The organism is Martelella mediterranea, from assembly GCF_021021415.1.
Lineage (GTDB): Bacteria > Pseudomonadota > Alphaproteobacteria > Rhizobiales > Rhizobiaceae > Martelella > Martelella mediterranea_C.
Genome location: NZ_JAINWJ010000008.1, coordinates 165,529 through 191,024, shown reverse-complemented (window position 1 = coordinate 191,024; position 25,496 = coordinate 165,529). Strand labels below are relative to the sequence as shown.

At 63.3% G+C, this 25,496-nt stretch carries 23 protein-coding genes and 1 other RNA gene; 12 read left to right on the top strand and 12 right to left on the bottom strand.

Annotation, left to right across the window (positions count from 1 at the left end):
• Positions 1-18: 18 nt before the first annotated feature.
• From K7H91_RS06510 to K7H91_RS06490, 5 genes are all read right to left on the bottom strand, one after another.
• Positions 19-603, bottom strand: a complete 585-nt coding sequence (locus tag K7H91_RS06510; RefSeq protein WP_230719386.1) for a hypothetical protein — start codon at positions 601-603, stop codon at positions 19-21.
• Entirely contained in the window at positions 587-1,771 is a 1,185-nt protein-coding gene (gene dapE / locus K7H91_RS06505) for a succinyl-diaminopimelate desuccinylase (protein ID WP_230719441.1), read from the bottom strand. Before dapE ends, K7H91_RS06510 begins: the two co-directional genes overlap by 17 nt.
• Before the next feature lie 38 nt (positions 1,772-1,809).
• On the bottom strand, positions 1,810-2,661 hold the full coding sequence (gene dapD / locus K7H91_RS06500; RefSeq protein ID WP_230719385.1) for a 2,3,4,5-tetrahydropyridine-2,6-dicarboxylate N-succinyltransferase: 852 nt from the start codon (positions 2,659-2,661) through the stop codon (positions 1,810-1,812).
• Positions 2,662-2,846: 185 nt separating this feature from the next.
• On the bottom strand, positions 2,847-3,581 hold the full coding sequence (locus K7H91_RS06495; RefSeq protein ID WP_230719384.1) for an EF-hand domain-containing protein: 735 nt from the start codon (positions 3,579-3,581) through the stop codon (positions 2,847-2,849).
• 112 nt (positions 3,582-3,693) lie between these two features.
• On the bottom strand, positions 3,694-4,386 hold the full coding sequence (locus tag K7H91_RS06490) for a pyrimidine 5'-nucleotidase (protein ID WP_230719383.1): 693 nt from the start codon (positions 4,384-4,386) through the stop codon (positions 3,694-3,696).
• Between the two features lie 275 nt (positions 4,387-4,661).
• On the opposite strand from K7H91_RS06490, the gene K7H91_RS06485 reads away from it, so the two are divergent.
• A complete protein-coding gene (locus K7H91_RS06485; protein ID WP_230719382.1) occupies positions 4,662-5,576 on the top strand; it encodes an EamA family transporter in 915 nt (304 codons plus the stop codon).
• 298 nt (positions 5,577-5,874) lie between these two features.
• Here the strand turns inward: K7H91_RS06485 and gap are convergent, their stop codons facing one another.
• Both gap and tkt read right to left on the bottom strand, forming a co-directional pair.
• Complete coding sequence (gap, locus tag K7H91_RS06480; protein WP_230719381.1) at positions 5,875-6,876, bottom strand: type I glyceraldehyde-3-phosphate dehydrogenase; 1,002 nt, start codon at positions 6,874-6,876, stop codon at positions 5,875-5,877.
• Between the two features lie 212 nt (positions 6,877-7,088).
• On the bottom strand, positions 7,089-9,071 hold the full coding sequence (gene tkt, locus K7H91_RS06475; protein WP_230719380.1) for a transketolase: 1,983 nt from the start codon (positions 9,069-9,071) through the stop codon (positions 7,089-7,091).
• A gap of 462 nt (positions 9,072-9,533) precedes the next feature.
• On the opposite strand from tkt, the gene K7H91_RS06470 reads away from it, so the two are divergent.
• The 5 genes from K7H91_RS06470 (at position 9,534) to K7H91_RS06450 (ending at position 11,998) form a co-directional block, all read left to right on the top strand.
• Positions 9,534-9,815: a DUF4164 domain-containing protein gene (locus tag K7H91_RS06470; protein WP_230719379.1), complete on the top strand. Its 282-nt coding sequence runs from the start codon at positions 9,534-9,536 to the stop codon at positions 9,813-9,815.
• An 11-nt stretch (positions 9,816-9,826) separates the two neighbouring features.
• Complete coding sequence (locus K7H91_RS06465) at positions 9,827-10,192, top strand: cell division protein ZapA (RefSeq protein ID WP_230719378.1); 366 nt, start codon at positions 9,827-9,829, stop codon at positions 10,190-10,192.
• Positions 10,193-10,289: 97 nt separating this feature from the next.
• A non-coding RNA gene (ssrS, locus tag K7H91_RS06460) (6S RNA) lies at positions 10,290-10,451 on the top strand.
• Between the two features lie 22 nt (positions 10,452-10,473).
• Positions 10,474-11,067 (top strand): 5-formyltetrahydrofolate cyclo-ligase, encoded by a 594-nt coding sequence (locus K7H91_RS06455; protein ID WP_230719377.1) that lies wholly within the window; start codon positions 10,474-10,476, stop codon positions 11,065-11,067.
• 106 nt (positions 11,068-11,173) lie between these two features.
• Entirely contained in the window at positions 11,174-11,998 is an 825-nt protein-coding gene (locus K7H91_RS06450) for a TIGR00282 family metallophosphoesterase (RefSeq protein WP_230719376.1), read from the top strand.
• A gap of 16 nt (positions 11,999-12,014) precedes the next feature.
• On the opposite strand, the gene K7H91_RS06445 is transcribed toward K7H91_RS06450, so the two are convergent.
• Positions 12,015-12,776, bottom strand: a complete 762-nt coding sequence (locus K7H91_RS06445; protein WP_230719375.1) for a glutaredoxin family protein — start codon at positions 12,774-12,776, stop codon at positions 12,015-12,017.
• Between the two features lie 187 nt (positions 12,777-12,963).
• Between K7H91_RS06445 and K7H91_RS06440 the strand changes: the two genes are divergently transcribed.
• Together K7H91_RS06440 and K7H91_RS06435 are read left to right on the top strand one after the other, a co-directional pair.
• Positions 12,964-13,482 carry a DUF6790 family protein gene (locus tag K7H91_RS06440; RefSeq protein ID WP_230719374.1) on the top strand — a complete coding sequence of 173 codons (519 nt, stop codon included), beginning with the start codon at positions 12,964-12,966 and terminating at the stop codon, positions 13,480-13,482.
• Positions 13,483-13,645: 163 nt separating this feature from the next.
• Positions 13,646-14,623 (top strand): LysR family transcriptional regulator, encoded by a 978-nt coding sequence (locus tag K7H91_RS06435; RefSeq protein WP_230719373.1) that lies wholly within the window; start codon positions 13,646-13,648, stop codon positions 14,621-14,623.
• Between the two features lie 27 nt (positions 14,624-14,650).
• Here K7H91_RS06435 and K7H91_RS06430 read toward each other — a convergent pair whose 3' ends face one another.
• Both K7H91_RS06430 and K7H91_RS06425 read right to left on the bottom strand, forming a co-directional pair.
• Positions 14,651-15,334 (bottom strand): L,D-transpeptidase, encoded by a 684-nt coding sequence (locus K7H91_RS06430; RefSeq protein WP_419197447.1) that lies wholly within the window; start codon positions 15,332-15,334, stop codon positions 14,651-14,653.
• A gap of 268 nt (positions 15,335-15,602) precedes the next feature.
• The gene (locus K7H91_RS06425; RefSeq protein ID WP_230719371.1) at positions 15,603-17,027 is read right to left on the bottom strand and encodes a DUF1254 domain-containing protein; all 1,425 of its coding nucleotides are present in this window, start codon (positions 17,025-17,027) and stop codon (positions 15,603-15,605) included.
• Between the two features lie 227 nt (positions 17,028-17,254).
• Here K7H91_RS06425 and K7H91_RS06420 point away from each other — a divergent pair, with 227 nt between their 5' ends.
• Entirely contained in the window at positions 17,255-18,376 is a 1,122-nt protein-coding gene (locus K7H91_RS06420) for a site-specific DNA-methyltransferase (RefSeq protein WP_230719370.1), read from the top strand.
• A gap of 160 nt (positions 18,377-18,536) precedes the next feature.
• Here the strand turns inward: K7H91_RS06420 and K7H91_RS06415 are convergent, their stop codons facing one another.
• The gene (locus K7H91_RS06415; RefSeq protein WP_230719369.1) at positions 18,537-19,151 is read right to left on the bottom strand and encodes an HAD family hydrolase; all 615 of its coding nucleotides are present in this window, start codon (positions 19,149-19,151) and stop codon (positions 18,537-18,539) included.
• Positions 19,141-20,211, bottom strand: coding sequence for an A/G-specific adenine glycosylase (gene mutY, locus K7H91_RS06410; protein ID WP_230719368.1), 1,071 nt, complete (start codon positions 20,209-20,211; stop codon positions 19,141-19,143). The genes K7H91_RS06415 and mutY overlap by 11 nt, the downstream gene beginning before the upstream one ends.
• Positions 20,212-20,312: 101 nt before the next feature.
• Between mutY and K7H91_RS06405 the strand changes: the two genes are divergently transcribed.
• From K7H91_RS06405 to K7H91_RS06395, 3 genes are all read left to right on the top strand, one after another.
• A complete protein-coding gene (locus K7H91_RS06405; RefSeq protein WP_230719367.1) occupies positions 20,313-20,822 on the top strand; it encodes a DUF721 domain-containing protein in 510 nt (169 codons plus the stop codon).
• A 120-nt stretch (positions 20,823-20,942) separates the two neighbouring features.
• Positions 20,943-21,605, top strand: a complete 663-nt coding sequence (locus tag K7H91_RS06400) for a DsbA family protein (RefSeq protein ID WP_230719366.1) — start codon at positions 20,943-20,945, stop codon at positions 21,603-21,605.
• A 306-nt stretch (positions 21,606-21,911) separates the two neighbouring features.
• On the top strand, positions 21,912-25,373 hold the full coding sequence (locus tag K7H91_RS06395; protein WP_230719365.1) for a chromosome segregation SMC family protein: 3,462 nt from the start codon (positions 21,912-21,914) through the stop codon (positions 25,371-25,373).
• Positions 25,374-25,496 lie beyond the last annotated feature (123 nt).

Here is a 25,496-nt window from a genome sequence, read left to right as displayed (position 1 = left end):
TGTCAAGTAAGGGCGCTCTCACCCACCCACGATATAGCGCGTGCCGATATCGGTGACCAGCAGCGCGGTGATCGCCGAGGCGATGATCGCCGCGGCGGTCGGCAGCACTTTTTCATCCATCAGCATGTAGACGATCCGGATTTCGAACAGGAAAGCGCCGAGCAGCACGGTCTGGAACACGATCAGCACGATGGTCGCCAGCGGCTGCAGCCCGGTCGCGATCAGGAAGATCGCGAGTGCCGCGAAGATGTTGATTGGCAGGCTCAGCCAGTTCGTGGCGACGATGATCTTGAGAAAGGCGCGCGGCAGGCCGGAGACCATGCAGACGACGCCGAGCACGACCAGCGGCGCCATCCAGCTCAGGCCCTGGATCAGAGTGGTGCGCAGAAGGGCGACGAGCGTGAGGTCGATCGGGGGCTGTACCAGACGGGTAAGGCTCACCAGCTCGCTCGCCACCATCAGCGGAAGGCAATAGGCGAGCGCCCAGAACGAGCGCGCCACGCCCCGTACGGTAAAATCGAGATAGCGCGCATGGGCCGGATCGGCCTTGAACAACAGCCAAAGTCCGCGCAGGTAGAAAAGGACCTCAGCAAGCAGCGGCAAGCGCGAACCACCTCCCTATGAAATGCCGGTAGATTTCGGTGAGCTTTTCGAGGTCGGCGACCGCCACCCGCTCATCCACCTTGTGCATGGTCTGGCCGACAAGACCGAACTCGACAACCGGGCAGTAATCCTTGATGAAGCGCGCATCGGACGTGCCGCCGGTGGTGGAAAGCTGCGGCGTTCTGCCGGTGACCGCCGCGATCGCTTCGGACAGGCTGCCGGCAAGCTGTTCGTCGCGGGTGAGAAACACCGGGCTGACGCGGCCGAGCCATTCGACCGTAAACCGGGTGGTGTTCTTTCCGCCGGTGCGCGCCGCGCGTCCGATCCGGTCGAGGAGTTCGGCTTTCAGCGTTTCCTCGGTCCAGAGATCGTTGAAACGGATGTTGAAGGTTGCCGTTGCCTTCTCCGGGATCACATTGGTCGCCGAGTTGCCGGTATCGACCGAGGTCACTTCCAGATTGGTCGGCGGAAACAGATCCGTGCCTTCATCCAGCGGCTTGCCCATCAGCGCATCGAGCGCGCCGGCCATGGTCCGCAGCGGGTTGTCTGCAAGGTGCGGATAGGCGACATGGCCCTGAACGCCGGTCACCGTCAACCGGCCGGTCAGCGAGCCTCTACGACCGACCTTGATCATGTCGCCGAGCGCATCCGGATTGGTCGGTTCACCCACAAGGGCCGCGTCCCAGCGCTCGCCGCGGGCCTTGGCCCATTGCAGCAGCTTGTCCGTGCCGTTCATGCCCGGGCCTTCCTCATCGCCGGTGATCAGCAGCGACACGGAGCCCGTGGGCTTTCCGTTATCGCCGATGAAGCGGGCGAGCGCGGCCACGAAACAGGCAATGCCGCCCTTCATGTCGACGGCGCCGCGACCGTAGAGAAGCCCGTTCTCGATCTCGGCGGCAAAGGGCGGATGGCTCCACGAGGCCGCGTCGCCGGGCGGAACCACATCGGTATGGCCCGCAAACATCAGATGCGGGCCGTCCGCGCCGAGCCGGGCATAGAGATTTTCCACGTCCGGCGTGCCGTCCCCGCTCGCCGTCATCCGCTCGACGGCAAAGCCGAGCGGGGCAAGCATCGCCTCAAGCGCCGTCAGCGCGCCGCCTTCCTCCGGGGTCACGGAGGGGCAGCGGATCAGGGCTTGCAGGTTCTCGACGGGATCGGTGACGCTCATCATCTCTATCTGGATATTCCTGCTGCGATTGCCAGTCCTCAGTCGCGCAGAAGCTCGTTGATGCCGGTTTTGGAGCGGGTCTTCTCGTCAACGCGCTTGACGATCACCGCGCAATAGAGGCCGGGGCCGGGCGCGCCGTTGCCCATCGGCTTTGCGGCCGGCAGCGTGCCGGCGACGACGACCGAATAGGGCGGGATTTCGCCATAGCTGATTTCGCCGGTGGCGCGGTCGACGATCTTGGTCGACTGGCCAATATAGACGCCCATGCCGAGCACCGAGCCTTCGCGCACGATGCAGCCCTCGACCACTTCGGAGCGCGCGCCGATGAAGCAATTGTCCTCGATGATGGTGGGGCCGGCCTGCATCGGTTCCAGCACGCCGCCAATGCCGACGCCGCCGGACAGATGCACATTCTTGCCGATCTGGGCGCAGGAGCCGACCGTGGCCCAGGTGTCGACCATCGTGCCTTCATCGACACGGGCGCCGAGATTGACGAAGGAGGGCATCAGCACGACGCCGGGCGCGATATAGGCCGAGCGGCGCACGACCGCGTTGGGCACGGCGCGGAAGCCGGCCGCGCGGAACTGGTTATCGCCCCAGCCCTCGAACTTGGAGGGCACCTTGTCCCACCATGTCGCGTTGTCGGGGCCGCCCTTGACCACTTCCATGTCGTTCAGGCGGAACGACAGCAGCACCGCCTTCTTCAGCCACTGATTGACCTTCCAGGCGCCGTGTTCCTGCCTTTCGGCAACACGGGCCTCGCCGCTGTCGAGCAGGTTCAGCGCCTCCTCCACGGCATCGCGCACCTCGCCTTTGGTCGAAACCGAAATTTCGCCGCGGTTTTCGAAGGCGTTGTCGATGGTTTTCTCGAGGGATGTGAGATCGGTCATGCTGGTATCCTGTGCCGGTCGCGCCGATGGGCGCAAAGATAAGCCTTGGTCTGAACCGATCTAAGCGAGGGCAGCCACCGCGTCAATCTTTGCCGACCGTTCTTCCCGGACAAGCCGCCGTCATGCCAAACGAAAATGCCCCCGCAGGGGCGGGGGCATTCCGGTGGAGGTCTGTAAGCCGCCGATCAGCGCATCGGACGGCGGTCCGGCAGATCCTCGACCGTGATCACCATGTCGCCATTGCGGTCCATGCGGGAGAACATCTTGGCGGCGAGCTGGGCGAACTCTTCCTGGCTCACCTGGCCGCTGCGGTCGGTATCGGCGCGCACGAAGAAGATGCGCTCGACATTGCCGGGGCGTCCGCCCCATTTCTTGCCGTCCCAATTCTTGCCATCTCTGTCGCGCCCATCCATGCGGTGCTGCGGGCCGTCGCCGTTCATGGCCATGCGCCGCGGGGCATTCTCGTTCATGCCCTTGGGGCCGGCTTCATTGTTTGCCATCTTGCGGCCGGGCTTGCCGTCGGGGCCGGGCATGCCATCCGGACCGCCGTTCTGGGCCGCCATCTTGCCGCCTGGACTGGGCTTTGCGGGCGCCGCGTCCGTCGCCGCCATTTTGCCCTGCGGGCGCGGATTGGCGTCGCGGAAGGCCTGCCGCTCGGCCTTGCGGAAATCGGCAAACTCGCCGGGCGTGATCACGCCGTCGCCATTGACGTCGATTTCTTCGAACCGGCCGTCTTGGAAGGCCACGACCTCGTCCTCGGTGATCTTGCCGTCCTTGTTGGCGTCGGAGGTCTTCAGCAGATAGATGAAGCCGCGCTCGGGAGCGGGGCCGCGCATGTCGCGGGCAAGGCTCGGTGTTGCGGCAGCGCCGAGCGCCAGCGTCGCGGCAAGGGCGGAGACGGTGAACTGCTTGCGATTCATGACTTCTTCCTCGTGTTGGGGGCTACGAGGAAAGAGTAGGTGAGCGCCTGCTGAAAGACGACTTAATTTACGGAAAGGTAGCCTGAATAATCGGTAATTTATACTCTGTTCATCATAGTAGACTTGTCACGAAGCCCGTCAGGTTTTCCGTCACATAATCAATGTGGCCGGTCTCGTCGCCGAGTTGCTCGAAGGCCTCCGCAAAGCCGTATTCCAGATTGGGCGGCACGATCAGCACGGTGCGCATGCCGAGCGCTTTCGGCTCCCGCAGATTGCGCGGCAGGTCCTCGAACATCGCCGCATGACTGGTGTCGACGCCGGAGCGGTCGAGGAATTTGCGATAGGCGGCAGCATCCGGTTTCGGAATGAAGCCGGCGGCGACGATATCGAAGATGTCGTCGAAATGATCGCGGATGCCGAGTGCGGCGGCAGTCTTCTCGGCATGCGGCACGGAGCCGTTGGTGAAGATGAACTTGCGGCCCGGCAGCGCCTTGATCGCCTCGCCCAGAACCGGATTGGGCTCGATCACAGTGTAGTCGATCTCGTGCGCCTTTTCGAGAAAGTCGTTCGGGTCGATCTGGTGGTTGATCATTAGCCCCTGCAGCGTGGTGCCGTGGTCGCGGTAATACTGCTTCTGCAGCACCCGCGCCTCGTCATGCGGCAGCGAGAGCAGCCGGGCGACATAGTCCGTCATGTTGCGGTCGACCTGCGAGAACAGGTTGACGTGATGCGGGTAGAGCGTGTTGTCGAGATCGAAGACCCAGTCGCGGACGGTGTCGAAATCGGTTTTCTTGGGGTGCGTCATCGGTTTTGTCATGCCTGCCTTATGGCAGAGTGCGGGCGGGAAGGGAACGGGATTTGCGATTTGCGGCAACTGGCGCGGTCGGGAGCGGCGTGATAAACAGGATCCATGTTCAGATCCATTCGCCAAAACCCGATCATCCTGCAGGACCGCAAGCGCCTGCCGGTGCGGTTCTTTGCCGATTTCTGCAAGACGGTGAACGGGCGACTTTGAAGGGCTGAGCGGCGGCTTCGACCGTCAGAGATTACCCCTTCTCATCCTCTTCAAGGTCAATTCCCATGGAAATCTGGATCGGCATCACATTCGCGGCCGCCTTCCTGCAAAATCTGCGTTCCTCGCTTCAGAAATATCTGAAGGGGCGCATGGCGACGCTTGGCGCCACCTTTACCCGTTTCGGGTTCGGGGTGCCGTTCGCCGCGCTCTATTTCGCCATTCTCGCCTATGGTCTCGACCGGCCGATACCGTCCGTCACCGGCGACTTTCTGTTCTGGTCGGTGATCGGCGCGGCCGGCCAGATCGCGGCGACTTTCCTGCTCGTCTACCTGTTTTCCTTCCGCAATTTCGCGGTCGGCACGGCCTATTCGCGCACCGAGCCGGCCCAGGCCGCCATCCTCGCCTTCCTGTTCTTCGGCGCGACGATCTCGCCGGTCGCGGTGATCGCGATCCTGATCTCGATTGCCGGCGTCATGCTGATTTCGCTGTCGCGCAGCGCCGTCAGCCTTCATGCACTGGTGGCTGGGCTGATGACCCGGACGGCGCTGATCGGCATCGCGTCTGGCACCTTGTTCGGGTTGTCGGCGGTATCCTACCGCGCCGCCTCGCTGGCGCTGGCGCCCACACTGCCGCAGCCGGACAGCATCATGCAGGCGGCGTTCACGCTGCTGGTGGTGATCGTGATCCAGGCGGTCGCGATGATCGCCTACATGCTCGCCTTCGACCGCGCGGAGCTTGGCAAGGTTATCCGCGCATGGCGTCCCGCTCTTGCCGTCGGCTTCGTCGGCGCGACCGCGTCCTTCGGCTGGTTCATCGCGATGACGTTGCAGCAGGCCTCGATCGTAAAGGCGGTGGCGCAGGTCGAGATGCTGTTCACCATCGCCACCTCGGTGCTGTTCTTCAGGGAAAAGATCACCCGCGTGGAATTGCTGGGCTGCGGACTGGTGGTCTGCGGCGTGCTCGTTCTGTTGTTCGCGTGAGGGGCTTGCTCTTACGGCTGCGCAGAGAGTGCTGCCTGGACCCTCGGGTCAAGCCCGAGGGTGACCCCGAGAGGGGGAGACGGTGTTGAAAAGCAGCCGTCGTCATGCTTCGAAAAGCCGTCGTTGCAAATGACCTCGCCCCACCTCGTGTCATGCTCGTGCTTGACACGAGCATCCGGGCCACACGAAGAGCGCTGCTCGGAAGCCCGCTGAGGTGTCGTTGCGCTTCGAGAATGCCCAAACGAAAGAGGCCGGGACGAACCCGGCCTCAATCGCATTCAAACTGGCTTCGCGAAGCTTACAGCAGCTTGCCCATGGCGACGGCGACGTCGCCCATGCGGTTGGAGAAGCCCCATTCATTGTCGTACCACGACAGGACGCGCACGAGCTTGCCTTCCAGGACCTTGGTCTGCTTGGCGGAGAAGATCGACGAGGCCGGGTCGTGGTTGAAGTCGCGGGAGACCAGCGGCTCTTCGCTGTATTCCAGAACGCCCTTCAGCTTGCCTTCGGCGGCTTCCTTGATGGCGGCGTTGACTTCTTCCTCGGTCACGTCGCGGCTCGGTACGAACTTCAGGTCGACGACCGAGACGTTCGGGGTCGGAACGCGGATCGAGGAACCGTCGAGCTTGCCCTTCAGTTCCGGCACGACGAGGCCGATCGCCTTGGCTGCGCCCGTCGAGGTCGGGATCATGGAGAGGGCGGCGGCGCGGGCGCGGTAGAGGTCCTTGTGCATCGTGTCCAGCGTCGGCTGGTCGCCGGTGTAGGAGTGGATCGTGGTCATGTAGCCACGCTCGATACCGAACTTCTCATGCAGCACATAGGCGACGGGCGCGAGGCAGTTGGTGGTGCACGAACCGTTGGAGACGATGATGTCGTCCTTGGTGAGCGTGTCGTGGTTCACGCCGAAGACGATGGTCTTGTCGGCGCCGGCAGACGGCGCGGAGACCAGAACGCGCTTTGCGCCGCTTGCCAGCAGCATCTCCGCCTTTTCCTTGGCCGTGAAGATGCCGGTGCATTCCAGCGCGATGTCGACATCACTCCAGGGGAGATCCTTCGGGTCGCGGATCGCGGTGACGCGCATCGGGCCGAGACCGGCGTCGATCGTGTCGCCATCCACCTTGACCTCATGCGGGAAGCGGCCATGCACGGAGTCGTATTTCAAAAGGTGGGCGTTGGTTTCGACCGGGCCGAGATCGTTGATGGCGACGACCTCGATATCCTTGCGGCCGGACTCGATGATGGCGCGCAGAATGTTGCGGCCGATGCGGCCAAAGCCATTGATGGCAACTTTTACAGTCATGTAAGAAACTCCCTATTCGCGAATAGTTTCACAAAGTCCCAAGGCCGCACATCTCTGGAAGCTTCCGGGGAGGGCAGCGGAGAAAACGGTCTTGCGAGGCCTCGGCCCCGATATAAACAGTTACGACCGGAATTTCAGCAAACAACTTTGGTTTACGGCAATTTCCGGCGCGCCGCCCGGCTTTGGAGCCAGGCGGCTTGCGTTTCGTCAAATCAGGCGCGCTTCTTTTCCACGGCCTTGACCACGGCATCGGCGGTGATGCCGAAATGCTCGAACAGGGCCTCGCCCTTGCCCGATGCGCCGTAGCCGGTCATGCCGATGAAGATGCCGTCGGTGCCGATGAACGCGTCCCAGCCCATGCGGATGCCGGCCTCGACGCCGACCTTGATCGGCGAATTGCCGATGATCGCCTTCTGGTAATCTTCCGGCTGATCGAAGAACAGTTCCATGCACGGCACGGAAACGACGCGGGTGGCGATGCCCTTGTCGCTCAGCTTCTTCTGCGCCTCGACAGCGAGCCCGACTTCGGAGCCGGCGGCGAAGATCGTGACCTCGGCGTCATTGGCCGGGATCAGATCATAGGCGCCGGTCGCGCACAGGTTCTTCTCGGAATAATGGGTACGCACCGCCGGCAGGTTCTGGCGGGTGAGCGCGATGCCGGAGGGGGCGTGCTTGCTTTCAAGCGCGAGCTGCCAGCATTCGGCGGTTTCCGTGGCATCGGCCGGGCGGAACATCAGAAGGTTCGGCACGGCGCGCAGCGAGGCCATCTGCTCAACCGGCTCATGGGTCGGGCCGTCTTCGCCAACGCCAATCGAATCATGCGTCCAGACATGGATGACGCGGATGCCCATCAGCGCCGCCAGACGCACCGAGGTGCGGCAATAGTCGGAGAAGATCAGGAAGCCGCCGGAATAGGGGATCAACCCGCCATGGAGCGCGATGCCGTTCATGGCAGCCGCCATGGCGTGTTCGCGGATGCCCCAATGCATGAACCGGCCGGAGAAGTCGTCCGGTTTGATCGGCGCGGTCTGGCTGGTATTGGTGTTGTTTGAACCGGTCAGGTCGGCCGAGCCGCCGATGGTTTCCGGCACCACGCCGTTGATGACTTCGAGCGCGTTCTGCGAGGATTTGCGCGAGGCGAGCGTCGGCTTTTCCTCGGCAAGCTCTTTCTTGTATTTCTGGATCGCACGGTCGAACGAGCCCGGCAGGTCGCCGGCGAAGCGGCGGGTGAACTCGGCCTTCACATCGGCCTTGGCGGCATCGAGCTTCTTTTCCCACGCGACGCGGGTCTTGGTGGAGCGCAAACCGGCGACGCGCCAGGCGTCGAGGATTTCTTCCGGAACCTCGAAGGGCGGGGCATCCCAGCCGAGCGCCTTGCGGGTTTCGGCGATTTCCTCGTCGCCGAGCGGCGAGCCGTGGGCCTTGTTGGTGCCGGCCTTCTTGGGCGCGCCGTAGCCGATCGTGGTCTTGCAGGCGATCAGGGTCGGCTTGTCGGACTTGTGGGCTTCCTCGATCGCGGCCGCGATCTCATCGGGATTATGGCCGTCGATATCGATCGTGTGCCAGTTGCAGGCCTTGAAGCGGGCGATCTGGTCGGTCGAATCGGCCAGCGAAACCGCGCCGTCGATGGTGATCGAGTTGTTGTCCCAGAACAGCACGAACTTGTTCAGCTTCAGGTGGCCGGCGAGCGAAATCGCCTCCTGGCTGATGCCTTCCATCAGGCAGCCATCGCCGCACAGCGCATAGGTGTAATGGTCCATCAGCTCGTCGCCGAATTCATTGGCGAGCTTGCGTTCGGCGATCGCCATGCCGAGCGCATTGGCAATGCCCTGGCCGAGCGGACCGGTGGTGGTCTCGATGCCGGAGGCGTGGCCGTATTCCGGGTGGCCGGCGGTCTTGGAGCCGAGCTGGCGGAAATTCTTGATGTCCTCGATCGTCATGTCCTCGTAGCCGAGGAGATAGAGCAGCGAGTAGAGCAGCATCGAGCCATGGCCGGCCGACAGCACGAAGCGGTCGCGGTTCGGCCAGTCGGGGTTCTTGGGGTCGAAGCGCATGAAGCGGGTGAACAGCACCGTGGCGACATCGGCCGCGCCCATCGGCAGGCCAGGATGGCCGGAATTGGCCTTCTGCACGGCATCCATGGAAAGGAAGCGGATCGCGTTGGCCATCCGGTTATGTTTATCAAGAGAAGTCATGTTCTTCTTCGCTTTTCTTGAGTCTGTGGGAATGACATCGGTCTTCGGGAGTGACACTGGTCGACGGATTACCGGCGAAATCGCCGGACGGCAATGCTGCCGCGAAAACTATTATGGTCCTCCGGCCAATCAGGCAGCCGTCCTCAGGCGCCCCCTTGCCCGGAAACGCCGCGACCCTACACCATTTAATACGGGCCTGCCACCGCTTAAATCGGCAAGTTTGCGGGCTTTGCGGGATTATGGCTGCAGCTTGCGGCGCGGGCGCGCGGCGGGATATTTGCGAATGCCGGGGGCAGCGAACCATGTTTCCTATTGACAACTATCAGGCTGCGTTGACCTCGGCTGTTAACTCTCCCTAAGATCATGATGAAAATTAGAGCATCTTGGCGATTCGCTTTCGACGCCGCGACGGTTTGCCGAAGATGCCGGGTCAAATTCCTGCACGGGGTGGGGTTGTAAAGAATGGTCGCAAACACTGACCGGTTGGACGCCGCGCTGGCAGCGCTCGAAAAGGCATTCTCGACACTCGAGAATGCGATCGACGCCCGCGCCGAAAACCTCCAGAACCGCGAGGAGCTCGAAAACGAGGTGCGGATCGTGCATGAGGACCGGGCGGGTCTCGCGCGCGAACTCGACCAGGCGCAGTTTCGCGCAAACCGGCTTGAGGAAGTCAACCGCGAGGTGTCCGGTCGGCTGGTGGCGGCGATGGAGACCATACGCTCCGTTCTCGCCCACGAGAAATAGGGACGGGCAGAATGGCGCAAGTCACGGTCAATATCGATGGCAAGGCCTACCGCATGGCCTGCGAGGAGGGCCAGGAGGATCACCTGCTGGACCTCGCCGCCCGCTTCGATGCCTACATCTCCAATCTGCGCGGCAATTTCGGCGAGATCGGCGACCTGCGCCTCACCGTGATGGCCGGGATCATGATCATGGACGAGCTTCACGACTTGCAGATGGCGGTGGACGCCAACGCAGCGGAGCTTGCTGAATTGCGCCGCGCCGCAGGCTCTGCCGACGAAAACCGGGCGGCCGAGGCCGATGCGCTGGCCGACAGGCTGGAGAGCCTCGCGGAGCGGATCACGACGCTGTCGCGCAAAGTCTCCGGCGTGTCGAAATAGGCGCTTGGATTTCGATGTGCCGACCGCTGCGGTTGCGGACGAAAATATCGCTATGCTTCCCCCTTCCAGCGGACGATGTGACACTCTATATAAGGGTTACGGTCTGCGCTTCTCGACAGGAATCAACGAATCCCCGGGGCCTTACTCGATCCTAAGGGAGCTGTCCCTGACCCGGCCCGTGGGCTGGGTTATATGGCGCCCACCTACTTCTGTAGGCGCCCAGGATCCAACCGATTCCATCGGTCGCCGTGGACCGCACTTCTCACCGGGGGGTAATTCTCTTGGCTCTTCCCACAAAATCCGAACTGCGCAGCGCAAGCCTGAAACGGCGCGATGCGCTGTCCGTTGACGAGCGGCAGGAGAAAAGCCTGGCGATCGCCACCCATGGCGCCGAGGCGCTCTCGCGGTTTGCCGCCGGCAAGTGCGTTGCCGCCTACCACCCGATCCGTTCCGAAGTCGATGTCGCGCTGCTCGCCCACATGCTGGAGGATGCCGGCGCGCGGCTTGCGCTGCCGGCGGTGCTCGACCGCGAGACCATCGTCTTCCGCGCCCACAGTGCGGCCGGGACGCTGGTGCCGGGTGGCTTCGGCACGATGGCGCCGGGGGAGGCGGCGGAGATCGTCGATCCGGATATTCTGCTGATGCCGCTTTCCGTGTTCGACCGGCAGGGCAACCGCATCGGCTATGGCGCCGGCCATTATGACCGCGCGATCGAACGGCTCGCCGCCAAGGGCCGCAAGCCGCTTTTGATCGCCGTCGCCTTCGATCTTCAGGAAGCGCCGGCAGTGCCCGCCGAAGCCCACGACATGCCGCTCGACGGCGTGATCACCGAGACCGGGCTTGTCTGGTTCGGCGATCCGCCGGAAGGTCTCTGAGCCGCCGCGTTCCCTCTCGCGGCACAAAATCATTGCCATGACCGCCTCAACGGCTCTAAACCGGCCGCAAAACCAATGCGCGGCGCGCGCGGCAGGATGGAATTTCATGCGTTTGCTTTTTCTGGGGGATATGGTCGGCAAGACGGGGCGCACGGCGGTGTGGGAACGTCTGCCCGGCCTTATCAGCGATCTGAAGCTCGATTTCGTGATCGTCAATGGCGAGAATGCCGCCGGCGGCTTCGGCATCACCGAGACGATCTTCCAAGACACGATCGATGCCGGCGCCGATGTGGTGACCACTGGTAACCATGTCTGGGACCAGAAGGACGCCATCATCTTCGCCGACCGGCACGAGCAGTTTCTGCGCCCCGCCAATTATCCGGCAGGCACGCCCGGTCGCGGCTCCTCGCTCTATTACGCCAGGAACGGCGCGCGGGTTCTTGTCGCCAACATCATGGGCCGCGTATTCATGCATCCGGAACTGGACGATCCCTTCAAGGCCGCCGAGACCATTCTGGAAGCCTGCCCGCTGAAAAGCGAGGCCGATGCGATCGTGTTCGATTTCCATGCCGAGGCGACAAGCGAGAAACAGGCCTTCGGCCATTTCGTCGATGGCCGCGCCAGCCTCGTCGTTGGCACCCACACCCATGTTCCGACCGCCGATTGCCAGATCCTGAACGGCGGCACCGGCTTCATGTCGGATGCCGGCATGTGCGGCGATTACGATTCCTCGCTCGGCATGGACAAGGAAGAGCCGCTCAACCGCTTCATATCGAAGATGAACAAATCCCGCTTCGAGGCCGCCACCGGCCCGGCCACCATCTGCGGCCTGGGCATCGAGATTTCGGATCGCACGGGACTGGCGGAAAAGATCGCGCCGCTCAGGCTCGGGCCGCGGCTTGAGGAGACGGTGCCGGGGTTCTGGGCGTAGCGGCGGCTTCCGGCTGTCAAACGCCCAGAAGGAATCGGCCGCCCATCCAGAGGCCCATCAGGATCATCATCAGGTTCTCGGTCAGCGAGATGAAGCCCAGTGGAACGGAGGAATTGCCGCCGACGCAGGCGCATTTCAGCTCGCGCTTGTCGATATAGACAGCCTTGAACACGCTGACCGCGCCCACCGTGCCGATAAATAGCGCCACTGGCGCGGAGAGCCAGGGCAACAGGCCGGCGGTCATCAATATGCCCGCAAGAGCCTCGCCATAGGGGTAGACCTTGCCATAGGGCACAAAGCGTCTCGCGAGCAGATCATAGTTCAGGAACATGATCGAGAACTGCTCCACATCCTGCAGTTTCTGGATCGCGAGGATCGTCATCGAAAGCGAGATGAACCAGATTACGCTCTGCCATGTCAGCACGGTGCCGTACTGGTGAAGGGCAAGCCCCAGCGCCAGCAGGGCCGCGACCGAAAAGATCGCGATCACCGGGCGATAGCTGGTGTCGGACTGCTCTTCCTCCGGCGGATCAACGCCGAGAAACACCCTGAGTTCGTCATAGCCGCCGACCCGCTCACCATCGATAAAGGTCTGCGGCGTTGTCTCGACATCATGTTCGCGCTGGAAGGCGTCGGTCTCCTCGCGGGTCTTCAGATGATGATCTTCGACTTCATAGCCGTGCCGTTCCAGCATGTCCTTGGATTTCAGGCCATAGGGGCAGATGTGATCGGGCATCACCATCCGGTAAAGTCTGGCGGTTTTCGCGGTCTCGGCCATTCCTTCCCTCCAATCCTGCAGGCGTTTGGGCCGTGTCCGTCACAGAGATATGGAAACGGCTCTTTCACGTCCAACGAAGCGCCCTCGTTTATGTTCCCGGGGCGGCGAAAGCCGATTTCCAGAATCCCCGCCTGACGCTATCATATGGGCCGGCGCCGCGCTGGGCGGCGGAGAGAGGGAGGGCCGGATGGCCGCTGCGATCACCTTTGCGCTTTCGAACTTCACATTGACCTGCTTCATCTGTGGCCTGGTCGCCGCGGCGATCGCGCTTGCCGCGCAGCGACCGCAGCGTCCGCAAGGCGCCGTGGTCGAGGCCTTGCTCGCCTGGTTCCTGTTTTTCTCGATCGGGGTCTCGCTGTTCTACAACTTCGTCATGCATGTCTTCTTCGGCAAGATGACGGCCTCGTTCATCGGTTGGGCGGATAGCCCGTTTCAGGCGGAGGTCGGCTATGCAAGCCTCGGCTTCGCCGTGGTCGGGTTCATGGCCTTTGCCGGCAATCGCGGCCTGAGGATCGCCGCGATCGTCGGCCCCACCTGCTTCCTCTGGGGCGCGGCGGTCGGCCACGTGATCGATATGGTGCGCTCCCACAATTTCGCGCCCGGCAATGCCGGCGTCGTGTTCTGGACCGATATCCTGCTGCCGGTGTTCGGACTGGCTCTGCTGGCGATGAGCCGGGAGGGACAAAACCGAAAGTCCGCGGGTTGAGAGACTTTCCGGGATATTGCGCTCTTTTGCCCCAAGGAAACGGCCGCAGCTTTTGGCCATCAGGAGAAGGTTACTGATGGGCGCACAACGGTTCTCTCGAAGCATTTGTCTAACAATGCCCTATCCGTTATGATCTCTCTGGTCTCATAACAGAGTGTTATAGATGGACATCAATGCAGCTCTCAAGGCCTTCGTTCGCACCGTCGAGCGGGGGTCGATCACCGCCGCCGCCCGCGATCTGGGCATCTCCCAGCCTGCGGTGACAAAACATATCAGAAACCTTGAGACCCGCCTGAACGCGCGCCTTCTTGAGCGGTCTCCAAAAAACGTCCGGGTGACGGCCCAGGGCGCCGAACTCTACGAATCCTGCCGGCATGCCCTGGCCTCGATCGATGCGGCGCTCGAAGGCGTCAGGCTGGACGGTGGCGCGGTGGAGGGGGCCTTGCGGATTCACGCGCCGGTCTGCATTGGAGAGAAGCATGTTCATGGCATCGTCATGGACTTTCTCGATGCACACCCGAAAACCAATGTCGAGCTTCTGCTGGAAAACAGGCAGGTCGATCTCATTCACGAGAATTTCGACATCGCCATTCGCTTTGGCAGGATCGAAGGTCAGGATGTCATTGCGCGGCGCATTGGCTGGCTTCAGCGCATCCTTGTGGCATCTCCGGAGTTTCTGGATGCTAACCCGTCTGTCGACGCGCCGGAACAGCTTTGCGACGTCGCATTGGTTGCCACCAAGAACGTTCTTGAGAAACGTAACGAACTTCAGCTTGTCGGTGACGCGAGCGAAACGGTGAATGTCAATGTTACGCCTTTGCTGACGACCAACAGTGCGCAGGTTCTTTTGAAGAGTCTGCTTTCGGGGCGTGGAATCGGCACAATTCAGACCAATCAGATCATCGACGAGATTCGCGACGGACGCCTCGTGCGGGTATTGCCGAATTACGCGCTAAAGCCGATCGCGGCATCCTTCACCTATCCCTCCACGAAGTTCATGCGGCCCGTCGTGCGGGCCTTTACCGATTTCGCGATCACAAGACTGCGCGGCATCCCCGGGATAAGCGCGGAGCCGACCTGCGCTTCCGACGCGCCCTATGCGCGGCGGGCTCCGGCGGCCGAGATCGTCGCGTCGACCTGATGGCGACGGCCAAGTGCCTGAACGGTGCTACACGGCGACCGGCTGTTGGCGGACGACGATCCGGGCGTGGTAGGGCACGCGGTCGTAGAGGTCGATAACGTCCTGGTTCAGCAAGCGGACGCAGCCGGAGGATACCGCGTTGCCGATGGAGGACCATTCCGGCGAGCCGTGCAGTCGGTAAAGCGTATCTTGGCCATTTTGAAAGATGTAAAGCGCCCGCGCGCCCAAAGGATTCATGATTCCCGGCGCCATGCCTCCATTGGCAACCGAATAGATTTCGAGCGCCGGGTCCCTCTCGATCATGTCACGCGGCGGCTTCCAGCGCGGCCAGTGCTGCCTCCAGTGGATCACGCCTTCGCCTTCCCAGGAAAATCCGGCTCGGCCGATACCGACGCCATAGCGCATGGCGCTGCCATCGTCTTCGACAAGATAGAGAAACCGCGAGGGCGTATCGACGACGACGGTGCCGGGCGGCTCGCCGGTGGGGTTCTCGACGCGTTGACGGAGCAGTTTCGGGTCCATCTGCCAATAGGGCACCGCGGGGATTTCGTGGCCACCGTCGGTCACCGCCGCATATTGCAGGTCGCGTTCGGGGCCGCGTGCGGTTAAGGCTCGGGCTTCGGGCGTCTCCTCATCTGGCTTGTTGTCCACGACGGGCTTTGTCGAAACGCAGGCCGAAAGGGATAGCGTCAGCGGGATCGCGCCCAGCATCAATGTCCTGCGGGTGATTATTGCTCGGTTCTTTGTTTTTTGCATGGAGGAGGCGATTTTCTTCCTGGTCGGCATGATGTGTCGCCGGCCAAACAAAACGATACCGCCAGGCATGTCCAGTGGTTGTGTGGTGATCTAACCCATATCCAAAAGTTATGATGGGCTCCGGTCGGGTCGCCCGGCGGCCGGAGCGCGCGTGGGAAGCCTGCAATCCTCGTGCGGCTCTTGACGATAACGCCGGCCGCTCGAAGGTGATCTACACGTTCCGTCAACCCTTGCTGGCGATGGCATGGGGCACGATCCCGGGCGGCTGCCAGTCGCCGTCGAGCACCGCCTGTTTCGGCCAGTAGATGCGCATTGCGACATAAAACGGCCCGTCGGGCGAGGGTAGCCAGTTGGCCTTTTTCGCGGGATCCGTCGGGGCGTCCTTCTGGAGGTAGAGGGTCAGCGAGCCATCGGCGTTCTTGGTCAGTTCGGGCAGCATCGGCGCGTTGATGAGGTAGCGGTCGATCGGGTTGGGCACGAGATGCTGGGTCTTGCCGTCATACATGGTGACTGACCAGAAGGCGTTGGCGGGCGGCAGTTCGCCGGGTTTGAAGGTGATCGTGTAATCCGATTTCGAGCCGTCCAGTCTGTTGTGGTCGATGTCGATATTGGTGATCGGATAGACCGCCTCGGCGGTATCATTAGCAAGAAGGCCCGCGACGGCGACGGCGGCGCGCAGGCCCCAATTGCCGTTATAGCCATCGCGGTTGCCCTGAATGCCGGTGCTCACGCTCCAGCCGTTTTCGATCTTGCCCATGGATTTGATCGCGTTGGCGATATCGGCGCGGGCGGCCTTCACGCCCTGCTTGATCGCCGCAAGTTCGGCGTCGCTGGCACCGGCCGGGGGGAAGGGCTTGCCGGCTTCCAGCCCGATGCTGGCGAATTTTTCGCGCAGCGGCTGTTCCACGACCGCCGGACCGATCGCCGGCGCGAACTGAAGCAGGAAGGCGAGATAGCCGAGGGGATTTTCCTTCGCCGTCTTGTCATCGATTGCCGGCCAGTCGATGGCGGGCGCCGGTGTGGGCGTCGGCTCGCCGAGGAAGGCGGAAAGCGGCTCGACCGTGTAACCGGCCTGAACCTTGCGGACATTGTCGATATCGGCCGGGTTGAAGAGCTGCGTGCGATAAAGCGCGGTCGCGAATTCGGTTTCCGACTGGAACACCTTGGCGATCCCCTTCGGCGCGTCGCCCTTCCAGTCGGGACCGGCAACGGCGTAACAGGCGGCGTCGTTGCCGGTGGCGCGCGAGCCGATATAGCCGAAATTGAAGGTGTAGAGCGATGTCAGCATCACCGAGTAATACCGGTCCTTGTCGACCACCGGCACGCACAGCACCAGCGGCTCCGCGCGCAGATCCATCCACAGCTCGGAATAGGGCGTGTCGCTGTTGGGCGTGACGATCGAGGTGTCGGCCGGGGTGAACACGTTGGATTCATTGTGCAGCGTGTTGAGCGGGGCCTTGAACTGCGAACCGTCCGTATCGATCGCCTGATCGTACATCAGCTTGTAGAGGTCCAACATCGGCAGGCCGTAGACGGTGGCCTGCTCGGCGATGGCGGCAGTATCATTGGGTTCGTCGGCGGCAAGGCCGCTGACCGGGGCGAGAAGAAGGCTTGCGATTGCAAAGCCTGTGATGAAGGGCTTGTACATCTGTATCTCCTGTTGCGCACAGTGCCGTCGCAAGCTGCGCGTGCCGGCGGTGGTTTCAATCCCAGCCTCTATACAACCTGAAATATGAATACAGCATGTCCATACACTTGTGATGCGGGAAAAGCAGGCCGCGACATTTTTGCGCGGGCTTCAGGCTTTGGTAACCAAACTCGCGGAGAATCCGCTTCGTCACCAGTTTTCGAGTACGTGTAAAAAGCGAGTATCACATGGTTCCGGTTTCCGCCCTTCAGGCAAAGGCGGCGCGTCCCGCGCCGTGGCTCGACACCATCATCAAGGGCGATTGCGTCGCAGCGCTTGAAAACCTGCCCGATCACTCGGTCGACGCGATCTTCGCCGATCCGCCGTATAACCTGCAGCTTGGCGGCGTGCTCCATCGCCCCGATCAGTCGAAGGTCGATGCGGTCGACGACGCCTGGGACCAGTTCGCCTCGTTCGAGGTCTATGATGCCTTCACCCGCGCCTGGCTGCTCGCCTGCAAACGGGTGCTGAAGCCGACCGGTACGATCTGGGTGATCGGCTCCTATCACAACATCTTCCGCGTCGGCGCCAAGATGCAGGATCTCGGATTCTGGATCCTGAACGACATTGTCTGGCGCAAGACCAATCCGATGCCGAATTTCAAGGGACGCCGGTTCCAGAACGCGCATGAGACCATGATCTGGGCGAGCCCCAATTCGGAAACCAAGGGCTATACCTTCAATTACGACGCGATGAAGGCGGCCAATGACGATGTGCAGATGCGCTCCGACTGGCTGTTTCCGATCTGCTCGGGCGGCGAACGGCTGAAGGATGAGGAGGGCCGCAAGGTCCATCCGACCCAGAAGCCGGAGGCGCTCTTGTCGCGCATCATCCTTTCCTCCACGAAGCCCGGCGATGTCGTGCTCGATCCGTTCTTCGGCTCCGGCACCACCGGCGCGGTCGCCAAGAGGCTCGGTCGCCATTTCGTCGGCGTGGAACGGGAGCAGGAGTATATCGATGCCGCGCAGGCGCGTATCGACGCGATCGATCCGCTTGCGGCGGACATGCTGAAGCCGCTGCCGAGCAAGAAATCGCTGCCGCGCGTCGCCTTCGTCTCGCTGATCGAGAGCGGCCTGCTTTCGCCCGGCGACCGGCTGACGTCGCCCAAGGGCGATCATGTGGCGCTGGTGCGCGCCGACGGGACGCTGGTCAGCGGCCAGACCGCCGGCTCGATCCACCGGCTGGGCGCTCAGGTGCAGGGCGCGGAAGCCTGCAATGGCTGGACCTACTGGCATTACGAGGAGGCCGGAAAGCGCCATCCGATCGACCGATTGCGCGGCGAGATACGCGCGGCGACGGCCGAAATCTGAGGCCTCGCGAAATACAACCTGTATTAGCGAGAGCGCAACTAAATATAGAATTTGTTTAGCATTATCGTTTATCGGTTGTTAGGCAAACCCTGCAAAAGGCGTCCTGACCTCCAGATAAGACGCATCCTTCGGGCCCGGTCCCTGCCGGGCCCGAAATCTTTCATACGGTGATGCCGTATTTGGCGAGATCGCGTTCCAGCTGGGCGGCGTCGATGAAACGGATGCCGTGCCAGCCGGCGGTTTTGGCGCCCTCGATATTTTCCGCCTTGTCATCGATGAAAAGCGTTGCCTCCGGCGTCAGGCCGAAGGTCTCGGCATGGCGCTCGAAGATGTCGCGGTCGGGCTTGACCATGCCGATCTCGCCGGAAACCGTGATCCCCCGGCCTTCCTCCAGAAACGGATAGCGCGCGCGGCAGATCGTGAACGTATCGGGCGCAAAATTGGTCAGCAGGGTGACGTCGTGTTCGGAGGCGGCGAGTTTGCGGAACAGGGCCACGGAATCATCATAGCAATAGGGGATCATCTCCGGCCAGTTGGCGCGGAAGGCGCGGATATTGTCGGCCTCTTCCGGATGGCGGGCAATTGCCTCGGCCTCGGCTTCTGCCCAGGGGCGACCGCGATCCTGCTCGTGGTTCCAGGCATTGGTGCAGACCTCCGCGAAGAACCGGTTCCGCTTTTCCTCATCCGGGATGATGCGCTTGAATGGGATCAGCGGGTCGTAATGCACCAGAACCTGGCCGATGTCGTAGACGATATGGCGGATTTCAACGGTCATGGGGTCTCCGTTTGAATGCATCGGGGATGGCCTTGGAAATGGCCTTCTTCATTACACTGGGAAGCGCTTTTTCGCCAAGCCCGCTTTCCCACCGTCCGCCCTCGATGGGCCGTTCCGGCGTCAGCGCGTGCCAGACGGAGAGCCGCAGTTCGAAATGGGTGAAGACGTGGGTGATCTCACCCGCATGGCTCCACTCGGCGGCAAACGGGGCGGCGTCGCTGCCGGTCTCGCCATCCTGGCGGGCCGTCCAGCCGGTGGTCGGTGGTTCCGCCATGCCGCCGAGAAGGCCCGCTTCGGGGCGGGTGCGCAGCAGCACGCGGCCATCCGGCGTTTCGGCCACGAAGGCCGCGCCCCGGCGCACCGGTCGGGCGGCTTTCGGCATCTTCAGCGGAAACCGCTCGGGATCGTCGTTCGCGAGCGCCAGACAGTGCGCGTGAAACGGACAGAGCGCGCAGGCCGGTCGCTTCGGCGTGCAGATCGTGGCGCCCAGATCCATCATCGCCTGGGCAAAGTCGCCGGGCCGTTCGCGTGGCGTCAGCTTGGCGGTCCATGAGCGGATTTCGGGCTTGGCGGCGGGCAGCGGCGTCTCGATTGCGAAAAGCCGGGTGACGACCCGCTCGACATTGCCGTCCACCACGGTTTCAGGACGGTCGAAGGCGATCGCGGCGATCGCGGCGGCGGTGTAGTCGCCGATGCCGGGCAGCGCCTTCAGCCCTTCGAGCGTGTCGGGAAACACGCCGCCATGCTCGCGCGCGACGGTTTCGGCGCATTTCTTCAAGTTGCGGGCGCGGGCGTAATAGCCGAGCCCGGCCCAGGCGGCCATGACCTCGTCTGTTTCGGCGGCGGCGAGGTCTTCAACCTTCGGCCAGCGGGCGAGGAATTTCTCGTAATAGGCCTTTACCGCCTGAACCGTGGTCTGCTGCAGCATGATTTCGGAAAGCCAGACATGGTAGGGGTTCGCCCTTTGGCCCTTCAGCCGGTCGCCGGGACCGGTCCGCCAGGGCAGGTCGCGGTGGTGGCGGTCGTACCAGGTAAGCAGGTCGTGAGAAAAATGATCCATGAAATTCCGGTGCTGCGCTTTTTCTTATGATCGCGTACAGTGCCAGACCGAAACGGGCAATATCCGTCGCCCGTTTTCATCTTCCGTGTCGAGAAAGCCCCATGCGTCCCACTCGTTCCAGAAGCGCCAGCCAGATTGCCGATGTCGCCAACAGCCTCATCGATCCGATCCTCGCAAAACGCGCCGGCATTTCCACCGCCCTTCTCAATGCCTGGCCGGAGATCGCCGGCGAGACCTATGCCGAGTTCTCCCGCCCCGAAAAGATCGCCTGGCCGAAACGGAGCGGCGCAAACGAGGATGGCGGTTTCAAGCCGGGGACGCTGACGATCGCCTGCGAGGGTGCGCGGGTTCTGTTTCTCACCCACGCCCAGGACGAGCTGATCCACCGGGTCAACGGCTTCTTCGGCTATGTGGCGATCGAGCGGGTGAGGGTGGTTCAAAAGCCGGTGCAGCCGCTCGGCGGAAATCATCGCCCGAAGCCTACGCTGTCGCCCTCCGAAACGCGCGATCTGGAAGCCCGACTCGCAGGCATCGAATCCGAGGCGCTGAGGAAGGCGATCATGCGGCTGGGCGCCGGCGTCATGAGCGAGAAGCGCAACAAGCGTCGCTAATTCAGGCGCTGTTCAGCATGCTCCGGTCACATTTCTTTGAAGCCTTGGCGTGGCGGGCGGCTTGTGGATTCTGGCCGCGGTCGCTAGTGAGAGTTACGGGAAACAGACGAGGTACAGGATATGCCTGAATTCGAGATCACAAAGCGGAACCTGCTGCGCGGCGCGGCTGTCGGCGCGGCCATCGGCACGATGGGGTTTTCCGCGGCACATGCGCAGGACCGGCCGAAGAGCCAGGGCAGCGTCGATATGGACAAGGCGCTTGAGCCCGGCAGCCTTCCCGATATCGCGCTCGGCGAGCCGGATGCTCCGGTCAAGATCATCGAATACATGTCCATGACCTGCCCGCATTGCGCGACCTACCAGGAAGAGACGTTTCCGGCGATCAAGGAAAACTTCATCGATACCGGCAAGGTCTATTATATCTTCCGCGAATTCCCCTTCGACCCGCGCGCCATGGCCGCCTTCATGCTGGCCCGCTGCACGCCCAATGACAAGTATCTGCCGTTCATCGACATGATGTTCCAGCAGCAGCGCACATGGGCAACGGCCGAAGACGGCAGCGCCGCCATGCTGCAAATGGCGAAACTCGCCGGTTTTACACAGGAAAGCTTTCAGGCTTGCTTGACGGACCAGAAGCTGCTTGATGACATTAATGCAGTCAGAACGCGCGGTGCGGATGAATTCGGGGTCAACGCCACGCCGACCTTCCTGATCAACGGAAAGAAATATGCGGGGGATATGTCGGTTGACACCATGTCGGCCCTCATTAACAGCATGCTTTGACCGCACGTTCGAAGAGTTTCGGGCGCGCGCCAGCGATGGCGCGCGCTTTTTTGCGTTTGGGCGATTGCATTTGGCCTTGCGGCTTGCTCCCAATACTCTCTCCCGCCTGCGGGAGAGATGCCCCGAAAGGGGCAGTGAGGGTGATGCAGCATATCCAATCGTGAGGGCGTTTGAGGGGATAGACTCCCCCCTCACTGTCGCTTTCGCGACATCTCTCCCCTCTGGGGCGAGAAGATTGGGTGGCTATGCGGCTACGGCGTGCGTGGTCGGCGGCGGCGCGCTGATTGACCGTAAGGGGCAGGGCGCATGAAGTTCAACCGCCTGCGCCTGATCGGCTTCAAATCTTTTGTCGAGGCGAGCGATTTCATCATCGCGCCGGGGCTGACGGGCGTGGTCGGGCCGAATGGCTGCGGCAAGTCGAACCTTGTCGAGGCGCTGCGTTGGGTGATGGGAGAAAATTCCTACAAGAACATGCGCGCCTCGGGCATGGACGACGTGATTTTTTCCGGCTCGGGCAATCGCCCGGCCCGCAATGCCGCCGAAGTCGGCCTTCATATCGACAATTCCGACCGCACCGCGCCCGCCGCCTTCAACGACAGCGATGAAATTCAGGTCACGCGCCGGATCATGCGCGAGCAGGGCTCGCAATACCGCATCAATGGCAAGGAGGCCCGCGCCAAGGATGTCCAGCTCCTGTTCGCCGACGCCTCGACTGGCGCCCGCTCGCCCTCCATGGTCGGGCAGGGGCGGATCGGCGAATTGATCCAGGCCAAGCCGCAGGCCCGCCGCCAGCTTCTGGAAGAGGCCGCCGGCATTTCCGGGCTTTATTCCCGCCGCCACGAGGCGGAACTGCGCCTGCGTGCGGCCGAGACCAATCTGGAGCGGCTGGAGGACGTCACCGGGCAGTTGACCAGCCAGATCGAGAGCCTGAAGCGCCAGACCCGGCAGGCGACCCGGTTCAAGATGCTGTCGGCCGATATCCGCGCCCATGACGCGATCCTGCTGCATTTGCGCTGGGTCGATGCCAAGACGGCGGAAGCCGAGGCGACCAGCGCGCTCAACCAGTTGACCGCGACGGTGGCCGAGCGCGCCAACCAGCAGATGGAAGCGGCCAAGGCCCAGGCGATCGCCGGCCTGAAGACGCCCGAACTGCGCGATGCGGAGGTCAAGGCCGCGGCCCTGCTCCAGCGCCTGCAGATCGCCCGCCGCCAGCTCGAGGACGATGCCTCGCGGCTGACCCAGCGCCGCGACGAACTCTCCCGCCGGCTGCTCCAGCTTGGCGAGGACATCCGCCGCGAGGAGGCGATGATCGCCGACAATAGCGCGATCCTCACGCGTCTGGATGAGGAAGAGGCCGAGCTTACCGAGCTGATCGGGTTTTCTGGCGAGGAACTTGCCGAGGCCCGGGAGAGAATGGACGAGGCTGCGGCCCGGCTTGGCGAAAGCGAGGCGGTGTTCACCACGCTGACGGCAGAGCGCGCCGAGGCGGCGGCCAACCGCAGCCAGCTTGAGCGCACCATCGCGGAACTCACCGACCGCCGTCAGCGGATCGAGCGCCAGATCGGCGATGCACAATCCGAGCTTGCCGCGATCAGCGAACGCATTGCTGGCCTGCCGGACCCGGCGGAAAAACAGGCGGCGCTGGAAGAGGCCGCGATCGCGGAGGAGGAGGCGATTGCCGCCGCCGAGGAGGCCGACGAGCGGCTTGCCGAGGCGCGCCGCAACGAGGCGCTGACCCGCCAGCCGGTGGAAGCGGCGCGCGCGCGGCTCTCGGAAATCGAGACCGAAGCCCGAACCATCGAGAAAATGCTGGCGGCGAGCGCCGCCGCCGGCGATTTCACCCCGCTTGCCGAACTGCTGAGCATCGAGCATGGCTATGAGACCGCGCTCGGCGCGGTGCTGGGCGATGATCTCGACGCGCCGCTGGAGGCCGATGCCCCAGCCCACTGGCACGGCAATGGCGATGGCGGGGGCGATGCCGCGCTTCCGGAGGGCTGCCGCCCGCTGAACACGCTTGTCGACGCGCCCGCCGAAGTGTCGCGCCGCCTGCGCCAGGTGGGGCTTGTGGCCGACGATGCCGCTCTCGCCCTGATGGCAGAACTCGCGCCCGGCCAGGAACTGGTCACCGAGGCCGGCGCGGTCTATCGCTGGGACGGCTTCATCAAGGGCGCGGACGCGCCAAGTGCGGCCGCCCTCCGGCTGTCACAGAAGAACCGGCTCGCCACGCTTGAAGAGGAGCGCCGGGAGGCCGAGGTGGCCCTGGAGGACGCCCGGGCGGTGCAGGTCGAGGCCGGCGAGGCGGTGCGCGCGCAGGAGCAGGCGGTTGCGACCGCCCGCGAGGCGGTGCGCATGGCCGGCCGCGCGGTGGCCGATGCCCGTGCAGCACTTGCCGAGGCCGAGCGCGCGTCCGGCGAACTGGTGCGCCGCCGCGATGTCGCCGCCGAAACGCTGAGCCAGTTGCAGGCGCAGGGCGAGGATATCGTGCTGAGCTTCGAGAACGCGTCGGCAGCCCTTGCCGAGGCGCCGGATTATTCCGCGCTGGAAAGCCGGCTTTCGGCGCAGGGCGCGGAGGTGTCGCGCCACCGCGGCGAACTGGCCGAAGCCCGCGCGCGCCATGACGGACTGCTGCGTGAAAACGACTCCCGCCAGCGTCGTCTGACGGCCATCGGTCAGGAGCGGGCAAGCTGGCAGAACCGCGCCAAAAGCGCGCAATCGCAGATCGAAACCTTGAAGGCCCGCGAGGAGGAAGCCCGCGCGGAGCTGGAAACCCTTGAGGAAGCGCCTGAGGAATTCGAGGAAAAGCGCCGCCAGTTGACCCGCGAACTGGAGCAGGCGGAAGAGGCCCGCAAGGCCGCCGCCGACCGGCTGGCCGAGGCGGAGACCGCCCAGCGCGACGCCGACAGGGAAGCCGCGCAGGCGCTCTCCAATCTGGCCGAGGCCCGCGAGCAGCGCGGCCGCGCCGAGGAGCGTCTGGTGTCTGCCCGCGAGCGCCGCGAAGGCGCGGAAAAACGCATTTTCGAGGTGTTGGAAGTCGCCCCCCACGAGGCCTTCCGGCTGACCGGCCTTGCCCCCGATGCCGAGCTTCCCGAGCCGGTCTCGGTCGAGCGCGCGCTGGAGCGGCTGAAAATCGAGCGCGAACGGCTGGGCGCGGTCAATCTGCGCGCCGAGGAGGAGCAGAGCGAGCTTTCGGCGCAACTCGACGCGCTGGTCAAAGAACGCGACGATATCATCGAGGCGATCCGCAAGCTGCGCGGCGCGATCCAGAGCCTGAACCGGGAAGGGCGCGAGCGGCTGCTGGCCGCCTTCGACGCCGTCAACGAGCAGTTCCAGCGGCTGTTCGTGCATCTGTTCGGCGGCGGTATGGCGGAACTGCAACTGATCGAATCGGACGATCCGCTGGAGGCCGGGCTGGAAATCCTCGCCCGACCGCCGGGCAAGAAGCCGCAGACCATGACGCTGCTTTCCGGCGGCGAGCAGGCGCTGACGGCGATGGCGCTAATCTTCGCCGTGTTCCTCACCAATCCGGCCCCGATCTGCGTGCTGGACGAGGTTGACGCGCCGCTCGATGACCACAATGTCGAGCGCTACTGCAACCTGCTGGACGAGATGGCGGCGACCACCGAAACCCGCTTCATCGTCATCACCCACAACCCGATCACCATGGCGCGTATGGACCGGCTTTTCGGCGTCACCATGGCCGAACAGGGCGTGTCGCAACTGGTCTCCGTCGACCTGCAGACCGCCGAAAAGCTGGTTGAGGAGGTTTGAGCGCCGTCGCGGCCTCGGTTATCGACCAAAGATCGGTGTTGCCTGCGCTTTTTTCGCCAGTGCCCAATTCTCATTTCGTTCGCGATGCTCTAACGTCTCGCACCAGAAGAGGAATTCGCGCCT

Coding starts and splice junctions, on each gene's coding strand:
- dapE (WP_230719441.1), bottom strand. CDS start 1,771: ATGAGCGTCACCGATCCCGTCGAGAACCTGCAAGCCCTGATCCGCTGC.
- dapD (WP_230719385.1), bottom strand. CDS start 2,661: ATGACCGATCTCACATCCCTCGAGAAAACCATCGACAACGCCTTCGAA.
- K7H91_RS06495 (WP_230719384.1), bottom strand. CDS start 3,581: ATGAATCGCAAGCAGTTCACCGTCTCCGCCCTTGCCGCGACGCTGGCG.
- K7H91_RS06490 (WP_230719383.1), bottom strand. CDS start 4,386: ATGACGCACCCCAAGAAAACCGATTTCGACACCGTCCGCGACTGGGTC.
- K7H91_RS06485 (WP_230719382.1), top strand. CDS start 4,662: ATGGAAATCTGGATCGGCATCACATTCGCGGCCGCCTTCCTGCAAAAT.
- gap (WP_230719381.1), bottom strand. CDS start 6,876: ATGACTGTAAAAGTTGCCATCAATGGCTTTGGCCGCATCGGCCGCAAC.
- tkt (WP_230719380.1), bottom strand. CDS start 9,071: ATGACTTCTCTTGATAAACATAACCGGATGGCCAACGCGATCCGCTTC.
- K7H91_RS06470 (WP_230719379.1), top strand. CDS start 9,534: ATGGTCGCAAACACTGACCGGTTGGACGCCGCGCTGGCAGCGCTCGAA.
- K7H91_RS06465 (WP_230719378.1), top strand. CDS start 9,827: ATGGCGCAAGTCACGGTCAATATCGATGGCAAGGCCTACCGCATGGCC.
- K7H91_RS06450 (WP_230719376.1), top strand. CDS start 11,174: ATGCGTTTGCTTTTTCTGGGGGATATGGTCGGCAAGACGGGGCGCACG.
- K7H91_RS06445 (WP_230719375.1), bottom strand. CDS start 12,776: ATGGCCGAGACCGCGAAAACCGCCAGACTTTACCGGATGGTGATGCCC.
- K7H91_RS06440 (WP_230719374.1), top strand. CDS start 12,964: ATGGCCGCTGCGATCACCTTTGCGCTTTCGAACTTCACATTGACCTGC.
- K7H91_RS06435 (WP_230719373.1), top strand. CDS start 13,646: ATGGACATCAATGCAGCTCTCAAGGCCTTCGTTCGCACCGTCGAGCGG.
- K7H91_RS06430 (WP_419197447.1), bottom strand. CDS start 15,334: ATGCTGGGCGCGATCCCGCTGACGCTATCCCTTTCGGCCTGCGTTTCG.
- K7H91_RS06425 (WP_230719371.1), bottom strand. CDS start 17,027: ATGTACAAGCCCTTCATCACAGGCTTTGCAATCGCAAGCCTTCTTCTC.
- K7H91_RS06420 (WP_230719370.1), top strand. CDS start 17,255: ATGGTTCCGGTTTCCGCCCTTCAGGCAAAGGCGGCGCGTCCCGCGCCG.
- K7H91_RS06415 (WP_230719369.1), bottom strand. CDS start 19,151: ATGACCGTTGAAATCCGCCATATCGTCTACGACATCGGCCAGGTTCTG.
- mutY (WP_230719368.1), bottom strand. CDS start 20,211: ATGGATCATTTTTCTCACGACCTGCTTACCTGGTACGACCGCCACCAC.
- K7H91_RS06405 (WP_230719367.1), top strand. CDS start 20,313: ATGCGTCCCACTCGTTCCAGAAGCGCCAGCCAGATTGCCGATGTCGCC.
- K7H91_RS06400 (WP_230719366.1), top strand. CDS start 20,943: ATGCCTGAATTCGAGATCACAAAGCGGAACCTGCTGCGCGGCGCGGCT.
- K7H91_RS06395 (WP_230719365.1), top strand. CDS start 21,912: ATGAAGTTCAACCGCCTGCGCCTGATCGGCTTCAAATCTTTTGTCGAG.